Consider the following 16,107-nt stretch of genomic DNA (forward strand, 5'->3'; position numbering starts at 1 on the left):
CTTTTCGACCGCCCAAAACAAAGCCCCTGTTTGCGTTAGCAAACAGGGGCTTTGGAATTTAATCTTGACGATGACCTACTCTCACATGGGGAAACCCCACACTACCATCGGCGATGCATCGTTTCACTGCTGAGTTCGGGATGGGATCAGGTGGTTCCAATGCTCTATGGTCGTCAAGAAATTCGGGTACTGAGTCGTGACCATGTGGTCTCGCTTCAGCAAATTGGGTATGTGACAGCTTTCGGTGTTTTGTGAGATTCGAACTTTCGGTTCATTTCGTCTTCACACACCGCAATCTGGTGCTCTTTCGCTTTTCAGCTCGAAGCAAGCAAATTGCTTGGGTGTTATATGGTCAAGCCTCACGGGCAATTAGTATTGGTTAGCTCAACGCCTCACAGCGCTTACACACCCAACCTATCAACGTCGTAGTCTTCGACGGCCCTTCAGGGAACTCAAGGTTCCAGTGAGATCTCATCTTGAGGCTAGTTTCCCGCTTAGATGCTTTCAGCGGTTATCTATTCCGAACATAGCTACCCGGCAATGCCACTGGCGTGACAACCGGAACACCAGAGGTTCGTCCACTCCGGTCCTCTCGTACTAGGAGCAGCCCCTCTCAAATCTCAAACGTCCACGGCAGATAGGGACCGAACTGTCTCACGACGTTCTAAACCCAGCTCGCGTACCACTTTAAATGGCGAACAGCCATACCCTTGGGACCGGCTTCAGCCCCAGGATGTGATGAGCCGACATCGAGGTGCCAAACACCGCCGTCGATATGAACTCTTGGGCGGTATCAGCCTGTTATCCCCGGAGTACCTTTTATCCGTTGAGCGATGGCCCTTCCATACAGAACCACCGGATCACTAAGACCTACTTTCGTACCTGCTCGACGTGTCTGTCTCGCAGTCAAGCGCGCTTTTGCCTTTATACTCTACGACCGATTTCCGACCGGTCTGAGCGCACCTTCGTACTCCTCCGTTACTCTTTAGGAGGAGACCGCCCCAGTCAAACTACCCACCATACACTGTCCTCGATCCGGATAACGGACCTGAGTTAGAACCTCAAAGTTGCCAGGGTGGTATTTCAAGGTTGGCTCCACGCAGACTGGCGTCCACGCTTCAAAGCCTCCCACCTATCCTACACAAGCAAATTCAAAGTCCAGTGCAAAGCTATAGTAAAGGTTCACGGGGTCTTTCCGTCTAGCCGCGGATACACTGCATCTTCACAGCGATTTCAATTTCACTGAGTCTCGGGTGGAGACAGCGCCGCCATCGTTACGCCATTCGTGCAGGTCGGAACTTACCCGACAAGGAATTTCGCTACCTTAGGACCGTTATAGTTACGGCCGCCGTTTACCGGGGCTTCGATCAAGAGCTTCGCGTTAGCTAACCCCATCAATTAACCTTCCGGCACCGGGCAGGCGTCACACCCTATACGTCCACTTTCGTGTTTGCAGAGTGCTGTGTTTTTAATAAACAGTCGCAGCGGCCTGGTATCTTCGACCGGCATGAGCTTACGGAGCAAGTCCTTCACCCTCACCGGCGCACCTTCTCCCGAAGTTACGGTGCCATTTTGCCTAGTTCCTTCACCCGAGTTCTCTCAAGCGCCTTGGTATTCTCTACCCAACCACCTGTGTCGGTTTGGGGTACGGTTCCTGGTTACCTGAAGCTTAGAAGCTTTTCTTGGAAGCATGGCATCAACCACTTCGTTAACTAAAAGTTAACTCGTCATCAGCTCTCGGCCTTAAGATCCCGGATTTACCTAAGATCTCAGCCTACCACCTTAAACTTGGACAACCAACGCCAAGCTGGCCTAGCCTTCTCCGTCCCTCCATCGCAATAACCAGAAGTACAGGAATATTAACCTGTTTTCCATCGACTACGCTTTTCAGCCTCGCCTTAGGGACCGACTAACCCTGCGTCGATTAACGTTGCGCAGGAAACCTTGGTCTTTCGGCGTGGGTGTTTTTCACACCCATTGTCGTTACTCATGTCAGCATTCGCACTTCTGATACCTCCAGCAAGCTTCTCAACTCACCTTCACAGGCTTACAGAACGCTCCTCTACCGCATCACTTACGTGATACCCGTAGCTTCGGTGTATGGTTTGAGCCCCGTTACATCTTCCGCGCAGGCCGACTCGACTAGTGAGCTATTACGCTTTCTTTAAAGGGTGGCTGCTTCTAAGCCAACCTCCTAGCTGTCTAAGCCTTCCCACATCGTTTCCCACTTAACCATAACTTTGGGACCTTAGCTGACGGTCTGGGTTGTTTCCCTTTTCACGACGGACGTTAGCACCCGCCGTGTGTCTCCCATGCTCGGCACTTGTAGGTATTCGGAGTTTGCATCGGTTTGGTAAGTCGGGATGACCCCCTAGCCGAAACAGTGCTCTACCCCCTACAGTGATACATGAGGCGCTACCTAAATAGCTTTCGAGGAGAACCAGCTATCTCCGAGCTTGATTAGCCTTTCACTCCGATCCACAGGTCATCCGCTAACTTTTCAACGGTAGTCGGTTCGGTCCTCCAGTTAGTGTTACCCAACCTTCAACCTGCCCATGGATAGATCGCCCGGTTTCGGGTCTATTCCCAGCGACTAGACGCCCTATTAAGACTCGCTTTCGCTACGCCTCCCCTATTCGGTTAAGCTCGCCACTGAAAATAAGTCGCTGACCCATTATACAAAAGGTACGCAGTCACAGAACAAAGTCTGCTCCCACTGCTTGTACGCATACGGTTTCAGGATCTATTTCACTCCCCTCTCCGGGGTTCTTTTCGCCTTTCCCTCACGGTACTAGTTCACTATCGGTCAGTCAGTAGTATTTAGCCTTGGAGGATGGTCCCCCCATATTCAGACAAAGTTTCTCGTGCTCCGTCCTACTCGATTTCATGACTAAGAGATTTTCGCGTACAGGGCTATCACCCACTATGGCCGCACTTTCCAGAGCGTTCCGCTAATCTCAAAGCCACTTAAGGGCTAGTCCCCGTTCGCTCGCCACTACTAAGGGAATCTCGGTTGATTTCTTTTCCTCAGGGTACTTAGATGTTTCAGTTCCCCTGGTTCGCCCCTTACACCTATGTATTCAGTGTAAGGTAACCATCTTATGATGGCTGGGTTCCCCCATTCAGACATCTCCGGATCAAAGTCTGTTTGCCGACTCCCCGAAGCTTTTCGCAGGCTACCACGTCTTTCATCGCCTCTGACTGCCAAGGCATCCACCGTATGCGCTTCTTCACTTGACCATATAACCCCAAGCAATCTGGTTATACTGTGAAGACAACATTCGCCGAAAATTCGATAATACTCAATTACGAGTAACTCACAAATTTTACCTTAGCCTGATCCGTTACCAGTGAAAGTAACGTTCAGTCTATCTTTCTATCACATACCCAAATTTTTAAAGAACGATCTAATCAAAGACTAGAAATCAACATTCACCATCACCTGGATGGAATGCTCATTTCTAAGCTTTCAAAACTTTCAGAAGCAGTAGTGGTGGAGCCAAACGGGATCGAACCGTTGACCTCCTGCGTGCAAGGCAGGCGCTCTCCCAGCTGAGCTATGGCCCCGTATTTCTACAGGCGTTTCCCACACAAAATTGGTGGGTCTGGGCAGATTCGAACTGCCGACCTCACCCTTATCAGGGGTGCGCTCTAACCAACTGAGCTACAGACCCAATTTCGGGCTGCTTCTTTATCGTCTTCTTCAATGAATCAAGCAATTCGTGTGGGAACTTATGGAGCAGCTGATGTCGTCGATTAAGGAGGTGATCCAGCCGCAGGTTCCCCTACGGCTACCTTGTTACGACTTCACCCCAGTCATGAATCACACCGTGGTAACCGTCCTCCCGAAGGTTAGACTAGCTACTTCTGGTGCAACCCACTCCCATGGTGTGACGGGCGGTGTGTACAAGGCCCGGGAACGTATTCACCGCGACATTCTGATTCGCGATTACTAGCGATTCCGACTTCACGCAGTCGAGTTGCAGACTGCGATCCGGACTACGATCGGTTTTATGGGATTAGCTCCACCTCGCGGCTTGGCAACCCTCTGTACCGACCATTGTAGCACGTGTGTAGCCCAGGCCGTAAGGGCCATGATGACTTGACGTCATCCCCACCTTCCTCCGGTTTGTCACCGGCAGTCTCCTTAGAGTGCCCACCATTACGTGCTGGTAACTAAGGACAAGGGTTGCGCTCGTTACGGGACTTAACCCAACATCTCACGACACGAGCTGACGACAGCCATGCAGCACCTGTCTCAATGTTCCCGAAGGCACCAATCTATCTCTAGAAAGTTCATTGGATGTCAAGGCCTGGTAAGGTTCTTCGCGTTGCTTCGAATTAAACCACATGCTCCACCGCTTGTGCGGGCCCCCGTCAATTCATTTGAGTTTTAACCTTGCGGCCGTACTCCCCAGGCGGTCAACTTAATGCGTTAGCTGCGCCACTAAAAGCTCAAGGCTTCCAACGGCTAGTTGACATCGTTTACGGCGTGGACTACCAGGGTATCTAATCCTGTTTGCTCCCCACGCTTTCGCACCTCAGTGTCAGTATTAGTCCAGGTGGTCGCCTTCGCCACTGGTGTTCCTTCCTATATCTACGCATTTCACCGCTACACAGGAAATTCCACCACCCTCTACCATACTCTAGTCAGTCAGTTTTGAATGCAGTTCCCAGGTTGAGCCCGGGGATTTCACATCCAACTTAACAAACCACCTACGCGCGCTTTACGCCCAGTAATTCCGATTAACGCTTGCACCCTCTGTATTACCGCGGCTGCTGGCACAGAGTTAGCCGGTGCTTATTCTGTCGGTAACGTCAAAACACTAACGTATTAGGTTAATGCCCTTCCTCCCAACTTAAAGTGCTTTACAATCCGAAGACCTTCTTCACACACGCGGCATGGCTGGATCAGGCTTTCGCCCATTGTCCAATATTCCCCACTGCTGCCTCCCGTAGGAGTCTGGACCGTGTCTCAGTTCCAGTGTGACTGATCATCCTCTCAGACCAGTTACGGATCGTCGCCTTGGTGAGCCATTACCTCACCAACTAGCTAATCCGACCTAGGCTCATCTGATAGCGCAAGGCCCGAAGGTCCCCTGCTTTCTCCCGTAGGACGTATGCGGTATTAGCGTCCGTTTCCGAACGTTATCCCCCACTACCAGGCAGATTCCTAGGCATTACTCACCCGTCCGCCGCTCTCAAGAGAAGCAAGCTTCTCTCTACCGCTCGACTTGCATGTGTTAGGCCTGCCGCCAGCGTTCAATCTGAGCCATGATCAAACTCTTCAGTTCAAACATCTTTGGGTTTTTAAGAAACCCTAAACTTGGCTCAGCAATCGTTGGTTACATCTTTGATTTCTCGCGGAGTAACTTGTGATGCTGATAATCTTGTTGACTATCAGTCTGACTCCACAAGCACCCACACGAATTGCTTGATTCAGTTGTTAAAGAGCGGTTGGTTAAGATCTTTCGTCTCAACCGAGGCGCGCATTCTACAGCAGCCTCATTTGCTGTCAAGTGATTATTTTCAGAAGTTTTCGAAGATTTCTTCAACAACTTCAACCACTTGCGCTTCCGATCTCTCGTTAGCGGGAGGCGAATTCTACAGCGTTACACGCTGCTGTCAACACCTCTTTTTCTCCGCTTTCGACCGAGAAGATCGAAACGTTAATAGAGCCAAACAACACTGCCCTACCAACTCCTTCTGGGCTTCGATGAACTGAAGCAACTCGCTGTCGAATCTCGCGTAACTCTTTGTTTACCAAGGAGTTTTCCGTTTCGACTGCGCCGGAAGTGGGGCGAATTATAGACTTCCAGAATCTGCCGTCAACCCTTAATTTGGATTTTCTATCAAACTCCCCGAAAACCTAACGACACCTTCTATATAGACGGCCAAAATCCAGCAACTGAGCAATATATTGCTCAAAGCTCACCAGTTGAGCATCATATGCCCCCTGCCTCTCCACCACGACTTTGGACAAACACCCCCAATGACCACCCCACCCCGCAGCCTGGCATCGGCACTGTTCCCGGTCGGCCTGCTATTAATAGCCATGGCGTCGATCCAGTCCGGCGCCTCGCTGGCCAAAAGCATGTTTCCCATCGTCGGCGCCCAAGGCACGACCACCCTGCGGCTGATATTTGCCAGTGTGATCATGCTGCTTCTATTACGCCCATGGCGCGCCAAGCTCACGGCCAAGTCCCTGCGTACCGTCGTCATTTATGGCATGGCACTGGGTGGCATGAATTTCCTCTTCTATATGTCCTTGCGCACAGTGCCCCTGGGCATCGCAGTAGCGCTGGAATTCACAGGCCCGCTCGCCGTTGCGATCTACGCTTCGCGCCGGGCGGTGGACTTTCTATGGATCGGCCTCGCGATCGCCGGCCTTCTACTGCTCATACCCATAGGCGAAGCCAGCAGTGGTATCGATCTGACGGGCGCAGCCTATGCCCTCGGCGCGGGTATCTGCTGGGCGCTCTATATTCTGTTTGGCCAAAAGGCCGGCAACGACAATGGCGTCCAGACCGCAGCACTCGGCGTAATGATTGCTGCCTTGTTTGTCGCGCCGATTGGCATCGTCCACGCAGGCGCCGCACTGCTGACCCCAGCACTGATCCCCGTCGCCCTGGCTGTCGCCATCTTGTCCACGGCCCTGCCCTATACCCTGGAAATGGTCGCACTCACCCGCCTTCCTGCCCGCACCTTCGGCACCCTGATGAGCATCGAGCCTGCATTCGGCGCGCTTTCCGGGCTGTTCTTCCTGCAAGAGCACTTGTCGCTGGCTCAGTGGCTGGCCATCACCTGCATTATCCTGGCCTCTGTAGGCGCTACGCTGACGATGCGCAATGAATCCAAACCGCTGGTGCCGGCCGATTGATCGCTATCAAAGGTAGCTCTGGTATTTGCCGCTTATTTAGGCCATGTTTAGGCCGTAAATGAATGTCTTTCATGGAGAATTTCGACAAGGACAGCTGAACGCTACAATCGAGAGCGAGTGAAGCCTGCATCGAGCCTTTTTGCGAAGCGGCTATTAAGGATAGTGATGAAAAGAATATTGATACTGTTCATGGTCGTGGGCATTGCGGGCTGTGCTGCGACCACCAAGACAGAAGTGAAACGGGGCAAAAAAGGGCTGCATATCAACTGTTCGGGGCTGTCCTCCTCCTGGGACCAGTGCTACACCAGCGCAGCCAATTCATGCGGTGCCAAGGGCTACCGGGTTATCGCCAAGTCCGGTGACAACTCCGAGGAGCCTGGAGACTACCCCTTCGGCCTCAACCCTGCCGGCTACACCAGTCGCAGCATGATCGTCATCTGTAAGTGAGCACCCGAGCAGTCTTCATCCGACTGCTCCTCTTTTCTGAAAACCTGATCTCGACCCGGCCCTTTGCGACGCTGCGGCTACACTCCTGCTCGACTATCGAGCAACGGAGTTCCCATGACAGAAAACAACAAAATCGTATTGGTAGTGGGTGCCGGTGATGCCACCGGCGGCGCCATTGCCAAGCGCTTCGCGCGCGAAGGCTACGTGGCCTGCGTCACCCGCCGCAGCGCAGACAAACTGCAGCCCTTGGTCGACAGCATCCAGGCGGCCGGTGGCCAAGCCCACGGCTTTGCCTGTGATGCACGCAAGGAAGACGAGGTCATCGCGCTGATCGAACAGATCGAAAGCGAGTTGGGCCCGATCGAAGCGTTCGTCTTCAATATCGGCGCCAACGTGCCTTGCAGCATCCTTGAAGAAACCGCGCGCAAGTACTTCAAGATCTGGGAGATGGCCTGCTTCTCCGGCTTCCTGAATGCACGCGAAGTGGCCAAGCGCATGGTCACCCGCAACCGCGGCACCATCCTGTTCACCGGCGCTACCGCAGGCTTGCGCGGCGCTGCGGGTTTCGCTGCGTTTGCCGGCGCCAAGCACGGCATCCGCGCACTCGCACAAAGCATGGCGCGAGAGCTGGGCCCCAGGAATATCCATGTGGCCCACGTAGTGGTCGACGGCGCCATCGACACCGACTTCATTCGCGACAACTTCCCGCAAAAATACGCCCTGAAGGATCAGGACGGCATCCTCAACCCCGAACACATCGCCGACAACTATTGGTACCTGCACAGCCAACCACGCGACGCCTGGACCTTCGAACTGGACCTGCGCCCCTGGAATGAACCTTGGTAAGCACGCCTCCACAACAATAAGCAGCGAGCATCGACCATGAGTAAAACCCTGGAATTCTTCTTTGACCTCGGCAGTCCCGCCACGTACCTGGCCTACACCCAACTGCCTGCCCTGTGCGCCGCAACCGGCGCGACCCTGGTGTACCAGCCGATGTTGCTCGGAGGCGTGTTCAAAGCCACCGGCAATGCATCCCCCATCAGCGTCCCGGCCAAGGGCCGTTACATGTTTAATGACCTAGCGCGGTATGCCCAACGCTACAACGTGACGCTCAAGTTCAACCCGCACTTCCCCATCAATACCCTGATGCTGATGCGCGCAGTGACCGGCATGCAGCGTCACCAGCCCGAGCGCTTCCAAGGCTTCATCGACTGCCTGTTCCACGCCCTCTGGGTCGAAGGTCGGAATATGAGCGATCCCGCTGTCGTGGCCGCGGTGTTGACCGAAGCCGGTTTCAACCCGGAAGAAGTGCTGGCCCTGGCCAATGACGAAAGCGTGAAAGCCGCCCTCAAGGACAACACGGAACAGGCCGTTCAGCGCGGCGTGTTTGGTGCGCCCAGCATGTTTGTAGGCAACCAGCTGTTCTTCGGTCAGGACCGTCTGGAATTTGTGCGCGAAGCCCTCAGCTAATCGCTATCACCAATCGCCCCCGAGCGCCGCTTGCGAGCAAATCGTAAGCGGCATTTGCCGTCAGCAGGTCGAATTGATGCGGGTCCATGATCGGCTTGAGCTTGCCCGCATCGATCAACCTGGCCGCGTCGGCCAGTATCGGTGTGCAGGACTACACCCCGCTGTCACTGCCCATTTACGCGGCCTCGGCGCCCAATCGCCGCCAGTCGGCCCGGGTCAAGGCGTTCGTCGACGATATGGCCGACGCCCTGGCCCAGGCGCCCGAACTGCAACCGATCAAATCGCCGCTGTACGCACCTGCAACCATTCCAGTGCGGCACCGCTGAGCAGCGGGCTAAGCCGCTCGCGCACCTCGGCGTGGTAAGCGTTGAACCACTCGCGCTCGTCCGCCGTCAGCAGCGACGGCACCAGGCAACGGGTGTCGATCGGGCACAGGGTCAGGGTTTCGAACTTGAGAAACTCACCGAACTCGGTCTTGCCCGCTTCACGGTTCAACACCAGGTTCTCGATGCGAACGCCCCAACGGCCTGGGCGATAAGTGCCCGGCTCAATCGAGGTGATCATCCCCGGCTGCATCGCCGTTTGCGGCGCAGTGGCGGCCTGGTAGGCAATCACTTGCGGGCCCTCATGCACATTCAGGAAATAGCCTACACCGTGACCCGTGCCGTGGCCGTAGTCCACGCCTTCGGCCCAGATCGGCGCACGCGCAATGGCGTCCAGCAGCGGCGACAGAATGCCCTTGGGAAACTGCGCACGCGACAAGGCAATCACGCCCTTGAGCACCCGCGTGCAGTCACGCTTCTGCTCTTCGCTCGGCGTGCCGATCGGCACCATCCGCGTGATGTCCGTGGTGCCGCCCAGGTACTGTCCGCCCGAATCGATCAGCAGCAAGCCATCGCCTTCGATCAGTGCGTGTTCTTCTTCAGTGGCGTGGTAGTGCGGCATCGCGCCATTGGCGTTGAAGGCCGCGATGGTGTTGAAACTCAACGACACATAACCGGGGCGACGGGTACGCGCCGCCGTCAGGTGTTCATCAATAGTCAGTTCGGTAATGCGCTCACGGCCCAGCGCACTGTCCAGCCAGGCGAAGAATTCGCACAACGCCGCGCCGTCCTGCTCCATGGCTTGGCGGATATGCTCGGCGTCGGCCAGGCTCTTGCGCGACTTGGCCAGCGTGGTCGGGTTCAGCCCTTCGACCAGCTTGACGCCGGCATCGAGGTTTTCCAGCAAACCGGCCGTCACCCGCGCCGGGTCAACATGCAAGCTCGCGCCCGACGGCACAGCCCGCAGCGCATCCGCCACTTCGCTGTAGTCGCGCAGGGTCACACCCTCTTGCTCCAGCACCGCGCGTAACTCGGCATCGACCTTGCTCAGCGCCACAAACAAGGTGGCCTGCTGCTGATTGATCAAGGCAAACGACACAAACACCGGGTTGAACGACACATCGCCGCCACGCAGGTTGAACAGCCAGGCGATGTCATCCAGGGTGGCGATAAAGTGCCAGTCGGCACCCTTCTCTTTCAGGCTGGCACGCAGCGCGGCGAGCTTCTCGCCGCGGCTGACTGTCGCCTGCGGAGGCAGGTGTTGATAGATCGGCTGGTTCGGCAATGCCGGGCGGTCTTGCCAGACTTCGTTGAGCACATCGATATCGGTACGCAGGCGCGCGCCGCGCTCTGTCAGCTTGCCGCCCAGGGTACGCGCCGAGGCCACGGCCATGACCGCTCCATCCACCGCCACCACACCACCTTCGGGGGTTTGCTCGGCCAGCCATTCCAGCGGGCCGGGTTGGCCGGGCTGCAACTTCACCAGCTCGATACCGCTGCCCTTGAGTTCCTTGGTCGCCTGTTCCCAGTAACGGCTATCGGCCCAGACACCGGCGAAATCTGCAGTGACAATCAGCGTGCCCACCGAACCATGAAACCCCGACAGCCATTGCCGCCCCTGCCAGTAGCCCGGCAAGTACTCGGACAAGTGCGGGTCGGCCGACGGTACCAACAGGGCGTGGATGCCCTCGCGGCGCATCAGTTCACGGGTGTGCGCCAGGCGCTGGGGAACCGTTCCATGGGTCAAAGGCTGCGTACTCATTGTGTCTCCTGCTAACCACTAATAATTGTTATGTGTTGCGAATGAAAAATCAGACCGCCCAGAACGCCGGGGCACTGGCGAGTGCGGCTTTGATCAACTGCACGGCCTGATCGATGTCCTGTTCGGTGGTAAACCGGCCCAGGCTCAGGCGAATGGTACGACCAGCGCTGCGTGCGTCATGGCCCAGGGCCAAAAGCACGTGGGACGGCGCGTTGCTTGCGGAATTACACGCCGAGGTCGCCGAGAACGCCATGCCGGCACTGAGTGCGGCGGAATTGAACTCACCCTCACTGAACGTCAGGCTGAGCGTATGAGGAATGCGCTGTGTGGCGCTGCCGTTGAGGCGCACGCCCGCCACTGTTTCCAACTGGTCGAGCAGACGCTGACGCAAGGCGACGATGCTGGCCTTTTCCTCAGCAAAGGACTGCGCCGCCAAGGCAAACGCGGTGCCCATGCCCGCAATCTGATGTGTCGCCAGGGTGCCGGAGCGCAGGCCGCCTTCGTGACCACCGCCGTGAATCTGCGCCAACACCTTTTGCTGCGCTCGCGGGCCGACATACAACGCGCCGATGCCCTTGGGGCCGTACAGCTTGTGCGCAGAAAACGACATCAAGTCCACCGGCCATTGAGCCAGGTCGATCGCGACTTTGCCGGCACCTTGCGCGGCATCCACATGCAACAGCGCGCCGTGCTCACGCACCCGTGCGCCGATGGCAGGGATGTCGTTCAAGGTGCCCAATTCGTTATTGACCAGCATCAGCGACACCAGAAAGGTGTCGTCACGTAACGCTTCACTCACCGCGGTGGCGCTGATCAGCCCGTCGGCGTCCGGCACCAGATAAGTGACGGCCACCCCGGCTTCCTGCAACTGCCGCGCGGTATCCAGCGTGGCCTTGTGTTCGATCTGGCTGGTAATGATGTGCCCGCCCGCCACGCCGCGCGCCTGGGCCACGCCTTTGATCCCGAGGTTGTTGGATTCAGTCGCACCGGAGGTCCAGACGATCTGCTCAGGGCTGGCACCGACCAGCTCGGCGACCTGGCGCCGCGCCTGTTCAACCGTTTGCCGGGCCGCCTGGCCGTACGCATGGGAACTGGACGCTGGGTTACCGAAATTGGCATTGAAGCCCAGACACTCGACCATCACCTGGATGACCCGCTCATCCACCGGCGTGGTGGCGGCGTAGTCGAAATACAACGGACGTTTATTCATGACGTTTAAGACTCGCAGAGCGTATTCCCGAGAGCAACGTCTCAGGGGCATCAACCGGAACAGAGGTCGTCAGGTTTAACCGATCGAATGCCATTAAAGAAGAACAACTTTATGCAAATGTGCGTAGGAACGCTCCTGAAATTCAGCTTAACAGGCTGAAGTAGCCCAATGGCAAACAAAAAGCCCGAGGTTCCTTAGGGGAATCCTCGGGCTTTTTGCTGCTGAGCGCCGGCTCAACTGGGACGACCATGCAGCACCACGCTGCGTTCGGCGTTCATTTCGCCTTGGTGATCAAAGCCGAACGGCTTCTGTGGCTGGGCGGTCAGTGCGGCGCGCTGCTGTTGGTATTCATCAAACGACAAGCCGCGACGGCTCAGCGCTTCCAGGGCCAATTGCTTGGTTTCTTCAGCCGTGTAAGGGCGTGATTCAGGTGATGGATGAGTCGCACAGCCAGCAAGGACGGCGCTGACAACGAGTAAGGAAACAGCCAGAAAATGGTTCATGGTGGAGGCCCTGCGAAGGAGGTTTCGAGTCAATGAACACAGGCTACTCCCGCCCCTGCACGGTGAAAAATCACCCGCCGTGATAGTCGCTATCAACCGTTCAGACACCTGCAATAGCCAGCCATGCATATTCATTTAAGATCTATAAATATGGAAATACGTTCATTTACGGAATAAACCTAACCCTCTATAAATAGCCCCATATCGAATCAACACTGTTCGCCACGCAACTGTTGCGCCAGCAACAGTCATTCAACAAAACACCAGTCAGCCAACAGCTTCACCGTTCAGCAGTGAGCCTGAAGCCCACGCCAATCAAGGCTTCCAGCCGTTGGTACAGCTCTTGCTCAACACGCTCCACTTCACCCGCTATGTACCCCTGTTGATAAAGGAACTGTTCATGACCCGTCCCCTGAATGTCGTTGCCCTCTCCGGCGGAACCTGGCGCCCCTCGCGCACCCTGGTGCTGACCCAGGCCGTGTTGGCCGAGCTGGCGACGTTGCTGCCGATCCAGACCACGCTGATCGAACTGGGCGACATTGCCCGGCCATTGGGCGGCGCCCTGTCGCGTGACGAACTGCCGGCCGAGGTTGAATCGCAACTGTTGGCCATCGAACAGGCTGACCTGCTGATCGTCGCCGCACCGGTGTACCGCGGCTCCTACCCCGGCCTGCTCAAGCACTTGTTCGATCTGGTCGGCCTCAATTCACTGATCAACACGCCGGTATTGCTCGCTGCCACCGGCGGCAGCGAACGTCACGCGCTGGTGCTCGATCATCAGCTGCGCCCGCTGTTCAGCTTCTTCCAGGCATTGACCTTGCCGATCGGTGTGTATGCCACCGAAGCCGACTTCACCGACTACCAAATAACCAGCGAGCCCTTGAAGGGCCGCATACGCCTTGCCGCAGAACGCGCAGCACCTTTGTTTGCCGCGCACTCCCCCTCTCTGCTGAAAATCGCTTAAGGATTTGTCATGGATGTTTTCTGGTTTCTGCCGACGCATGGCGACGGTCACTACCTGGGCACCACCCAAGGTGCACGGCCGGTCACCCTCAATTATCTGAAACAAGTGGCGCAAGCGGCTGACAACCTGGGCTACTACGGTGTGCTGATTCCTACCGGTCGTTCGTGCGAAGACTCCTGGGTCATCGCCTCGGCGCTGGTGCCGTTGACCGAACGCCTGCGTTATCTGGTGGCGATTCGTCCGGGCATCATCTCGCCCACCGTCTCGGCGCGCATGGCCGCCACACTGGATCGGCTGTCCAACGGCCGCTTGCTGATCAATGTGGTGACTGGCGGCGACCCCGACGAAAACCGCGGCGACGGCAGTTTCCTTGACCACAGCGAACGCTACGAAGTCTCCGACGAATTCCTGCAGATCTGGCGCCGTGTGTTGCAGGGCGAATCGGTGGATTTCGAAGGCAAACACCTGCGCGTACAGAATGCCAAGGCCCTTTACCCACCGGTGCAGAAGCCCTATCCGCCGCTGTACTTCGGCGGTTCTTCAGACGCGGCCCACGACCTGGCCGCCGAACAGGTGGACGTGTACCTGACCTGGGGCGAGCCGCCCGCCGCCGTCGCGGAAAAACTCGCGGATGTGCGTGAACGCGCCGCACGCCACGGCCGCACCGTGAAGTTCGGCATTCGCCTGCACGTGATCGTGCGCGAAACCGAAGAAGACGCCTGGAAAGCCGCCGACAAACTGATCGAGCACATCAGCGACGAAACCATCGCGGCCGCGCAAAAATCTTTCTCGCGCTTTGACTCCGAAGGGCAGCGCCGCATGGCCGCCTTGCACGATGGGCGCCGCGACAACCTGGAAATCGCCCCCAACCTGTGGGCCGGCGTCGGCCTGGTCCGAGGCGGTGCCGGTACGGCATTGGTCGGTAACCCGCAGCAGGTGGCCGAGCGCATCAAGGAATACGCCGACCTGGGCATCGAGAGCTTCATTTTCTCCGGCTACCCACACCTGGAAGAGGCGTATCGCTTTGCCGAGCTGGTGTTCCCGTTATTGCCGGAACCTTACGCCAGCCTCGCCGGGCGTGGCGTCACCAACCTCACCGGCCCGTTTGGCGAAATGATTGCCAATGATGTGCTGCCCAAAACAAAGGCCTGAGCACGTTGAAATCGGCCTGATAGGGCAACTGCTTTTCTGTGGGAGCCGGGCTTGCCCGCGATACAGGCGACTCGGTGTTTCAGTGAACCCCGGTTGATGCCATCGCAGCGGTGCGACGACTCGACAAGCCAGCGCCCACATTTGAGCTGCATTGCCAGACCTACAGCGCACGGCTTCTGAGCCAATTGAGGAAACCCCGTGACAGCCAACCCCCACAGCGTCCTGCCATCGCCGCTGCAAACCGCCAAACTGCTGGCCGCCGAATTCGCCCTCACGGCCGTCGAGCGCGACGAGCGTGGCGGCACCCCGAAAGCCGAACGTGACGCCCTGCGCCAAAGCGGCCTGCTGGCCCTGAGCATACCCACGCAATACGGCGGCCTCGGCGCGCGTTGGAGCGAAACCCTGGGCATCGTGCGCGAATTCGCCAAGGTCGACAGCTCCATCGCCCATGTCTTTGGCTTCCACCACTTGATGCTCGCCACCGTGCGCCTGTTTGCACGCCCGGACCAATGGCAACCCTGGTTCGAACAGACCGCGCGCAAAAACTGGTTCTGGGGCAATGCCCTCAACCCGCTGGACACCCGCACGGTGGTCAAGGATTTCGGCGGCTGGCGCGAATTCTCGGGTAAAAAAAGTTTCTGTTCCGGCGCCAGCGACTCGGAAATGCTCATCGCCTCGGCGGTGGATGAAAGTGCCGGCGGCAAACTGTTGATCGCGGCCATCCCCAGCGGGCGCAGCGGCATCACCTTGCACAATGACTGGAACAACATCGGCCAGCGCCAGACCGACAGCGGCAGCGCCAGCTTTGAACGGGTGCGTGTCGAAGAATCGGAACTGCTGCTCGATCCAGGCCCACTGAGCACGCCCTTCGCCTGCCTGCGCCCGCTGATCGCGCAGCTGACATTCACGCACATGTTTCTCGGGATTGCCGAGGGCGCGTTTGAAGAAGCGCGCAATTACACCCTGACCGAAACCCGTTCGTGGCACAAATCCTCGGCCGACGACGTGCGCCAGGACCCTTACGTGCTGCACCACTACGGCGAGTTCTGGGTGGCGCTGGAAGGCGTGCGCCTGCTGGTCGAGCGCGCCACCGATCTGCTCGACCAGGCCTGGGCCAAAGGCGCCAAGCTCAGCGAGCACGAACGCGGCCAACTGGCCATCGCGATTGCCACCGCCAAGGTTGCCGCCACCCGCCAGGGCCTGGAGCTGTGCAGCCGCCTGTTTGAAGTCACCGGCGCGCGCTCCACCCACGCCTCACTGCGCCTGGACCGCCACTGGCGCAACCTGCGCACACAAACCTTGCACGACCCGGTGGACTACAAACTTCACGAGCTGGGGGACTGGGCGTTGAACCAGTCCCTGCCGATTCCCACGTTCTATTCCTAAGAGAGGT

The 16,107-nt window shown here is 57.3% G+C and carries 10 protein-coding genes, 2 tRNA genes, 3 rRNA genes and 2 pseudogenes; 8 read left to right on the plus strand and 9 right to left on the minus strand.

Annotation, left to right across the window (positions count from 1 at the left end):
- Positions 1-62: 62 nt before the first annotated feature.
- From rrf to ACM530_RS00025, 5 genes are all read right to left on the minus strand, one after another.
- Positions 63-178, minus strand: a 5S ribosomal RNA gene (gene rrf, locus ACM530_RS00005).
- Between the two features lie 170 nt (positions 179-348).
- Positions 349-3,240: ribosomal RNA gene (locus ACM530_RS00010) — 23S ribosomal RNA — on the minus strand.
- 251 nt (positions 3,241-3,491) lie between these two features.
- Positions 3,492-3,567: transfer RNA gene (locus tag ACM530_RS00015), tRNA-Ala, on the minus strand.
- 30 nt (positions 3,568-3,597) lie between these two features.
- Positions 3,598-3,674 (minus strand) — tRNA-Ile (locus tag ACM530_RS00020).
- Between the two features lie 83 nt (positions 3,675-3,757).
- Positions 3,758-5,294 (minus strand): 16S ribosomal RNA (locus ACM530_RS00025).
- The 16S, 23S and 5S rRNA genes sit together here with 2 tRNA genes alongside, the layout of an rRNA operon.
- A gap of 698 nt (positions 5,295-5,992) precedes the next feature.
- Between ACM530_RS00025 and rhtA the strand changes: the two genes are divergently transcribed.
- From rhtA to ACM530_RS00045, 4 genes are all read left to right on the plus strand, one after another.
- The gene (gene rhtA, locus ACM530_RS00030; RefSeq protein WP_106580606.1) at positions 5,993-6,880 is read left to right on the plus strand and encodes a threonine/homoserine exporter RhtA; all 888 of its coding nucleotides are present in this window, start codon (positions 5,993-5,995) and stop codon (positions 6,878-6,880) included.
- Between the two features lie 165 nt (positions 6,881-7,045).
- A complete protein-coding gene (locus tag ACM530_RS00035; RefSeq protein ID WP_145165923.1) occupies positions 7,046-7,327 on the plus strand; it encodes a hypothetical protein in 282 nt (93 codons plus the stop codon).
- Between the two features lie 114 nt (positions 7,328-7,441).
- On the plus strand, positions 7,442-8,173 hold the full coding sequence (locus ACM530_RS00040; protein WP_145165924.1) for an SDR family oxidoreductase: 732 nt from the start codon (positions 7,442-7,444) through the stop codon (positions 8,171-8,173).
- 36 nt (positions 8,174-8,209) lie between these two features.
- Positions 8,210-8,800 carry a 2-hydroxychromene-2-carboxylate isomerase gene (locus ACM530_RS00045; protein WP_369302613.1) on the plus strand — a complete coding sequence of 197 codons (591 nt, stop codon included), beginning with the start codon at positions 8,210-8,212 and terminating at the stop codon, positions 8,798-8,800.
- Here ACM530_RS00045 and ACM530_RS00050 read toward each other — a convergent pair.
- Positions 8,793-8,939: pseudogene (locus ACM530_RS00050) on the minus strand (quinone oxidoreductase); the annotation flags it as partial. The gene ACM530_RS00045 and the pseudogene ACM530_RS00050 sit on opposite strands and share 8 nt — an antisense overlap.
- A gap of 4 nt (positions 8,940-8,943) precedes the next feature.
- On the opposite strand from ACM530_RS00050, the pseudogene ACM530_RS00055 reads away from it, so the two are divergent.
- Positions 8,944-9,126 (plus strand): annotated as a pseudogene (locus ACM530_RS00055) (hypothetical protein); the annotation flags it as partial.
- Here the strand turns inward: ACM530_RS00055 and ACM530_RS00060 are convergent.
- The 3 genes from ACM530_RS00060 to ACM530_RS00070 all read right to left on the minus strand — a co-directional run bounded on the left by ACM530_RS00060 (position 9,077) and on the right by ACM530_RS00070 (position 12,598).
- Complete coding sequence (locus tag ACM530_RS00060; protein ID WP_416364009.1) at positions 9,077-10,885, minus strand: aminopeptidase P family protein; 1,809 nt, start codon at positions 10,883-10,885, stop codon at positions 9,077-9,079. The pseudogene ACM530_RS00055 and the gene ACM530_RS00060 overlap by 50 nt on opposite strands.
- A gap of 49 nt (positions 10,886-10,934) precedes the next feature.
- Positions 10,935-12,095, minus strand: a complete 1,161-nt coding sequence (locus ACM530_RS00065) for a cysteine desulfurase family protein (RefSeq protein ID WP_416364010.1) — start codon at positions 12,093-12,095, stop codon at positions 10,935-10,937.
- Positions 12,096-12,328: 233 nt separating this feature from the next.
- Complete coding sequence (locus tag ACM530_RS00070; RefSeq protein WP_145165928.1) at positions 12,329-12,598, minus strand: hypothetical protein; 270 nt, start codon at positions 12,596-12,598, stop codon at positions 12,329-12,331.
- A gap of 400 nt (positions 12,599-12,998) precedes the next feature.
- On the opposite strand from ACM530_RS00070, the gene msuE reads away from it, so the two are divergent.
- The 3 genes from msuE to ACM530_RS00085 all read left to right on the plus strand — a co-directional run bounded on the left by msuE (position 12,999) and on the right by ACM530_RS00085 (position 16,100).
- Entirely contained in the window at positions 12,999-13,562 is a 564-nt protein-coding gene (msuE, locus tag ACM530_RS00075) for an FMN reductase (protein ID WP_106580598.1), read from the plus strand.
- A gap of 9 nt (positions 13,563-13,571) precedes the next feature.
- A complete protein-coding gene (gene ssuD, locus ACM530_RS00080) occupies positions 13,572-14,714 on the plus strand; it encodes an FMNH2-dependent alkanesulfonate monooxygenase (protein ID WP_416364011.1) in 1,143 nt (380 codons plus the stop codon).
- A 198-nt stretch (positions 14,715-14,912) separates the two neighbouring features.
- The gene (locus ACM530_RS00085) at positions 14,913-16,100 is read left to right on the plus strand and encodes an acyl-CoA dehydrogenase family protein (protein WP_242193570.1); all 1,188 of its coding nucleotides are present in this window, start codon (positions 14,913-14,915) and stop codon (positions 16,098-16,100) included.
- The last annotated feature ends 7 nt before the right edge of the window (positions 16,101-16,107 follow it).

It is taken from the genome of Pseudomonas sp. NFX183, assembly GCF_047943075.1.
Taxonomy (GTDB): Bacteria; Pseudomonadota; Gammaproteobacteria; order Pseudomonadales; family Pseudomonadaceae; genus Aquipseudomonas.

What these genes read in the sequence shown, in the direction of transcription:
- ACM530_RS00070 (WP_145165928.1), bottom strand. Translation starts at nt 12,598, where the DNA reads ATGAACCATTTTCTGGCTGTTTCCTTACTCGTTGTCAGCGCCGTCCTT.
- ACM530_RS00060 (WP_416364009.1), bottom strand. Translation starts at nt 10,885, where the DNA reads ATGAGTACGCAGCCTTTGACCCATGGAACGGTTCCCCAGCGCCTGGCG.
- rhtA (WP_106580606.1), top strand. Translation starts at nt 5,993, where the DNA reads ATGACCACCCCACCCCGCAGCCTGGCATCGGCACTGTTCCCGGTCGGC.
- ACM530_RS00040 (WP_145165924.1), top strand. Translation starts at nt 7,442, where the DNA reads ATGACAGAAAACAACAAAATCGTATTGGTAGTGGGTGCCGGTGATGCC.
- ssuD (WP_416364011.1), top strand. Translation starts at nt 13,572, where the DNA reads ATGGATGTTTTCTGGTTTCTGCCGACGCATGGCGACGGTCACTACCTG.
- ACM530_RS00045 (WP_369302613.1), top strand. Translation starts at nt 8,210, where the DNA reads ATGAGTAAAACCCTGGAATTCTTCTTTGACCTCGGCAGTCCCGCCACG.
- ACM530_RS00065 (WP_416364010.1), bottom strand. Translation starts at nt 12,095, where the DNA reads ATGAATAAACGTCCGTTGTATTTCGACTACGCCGCCACCACGCCGGTG.
- msuE (WP_106580598.1), top strand. Translation starts at nt 12,999, where the DNA reads ATGACCCGTCCCCTGAATGTCGTTGCCCTCTCCGGCGGAACCTGGCGC.
- ACM530_RS00035 (WP_145165923.1), top strand. Translation starts at nt 7,046, where the DNA reads ATGAAAAGAATATTGATACTGTTCATGGTCGTGGGCATTGCGGGCTGT.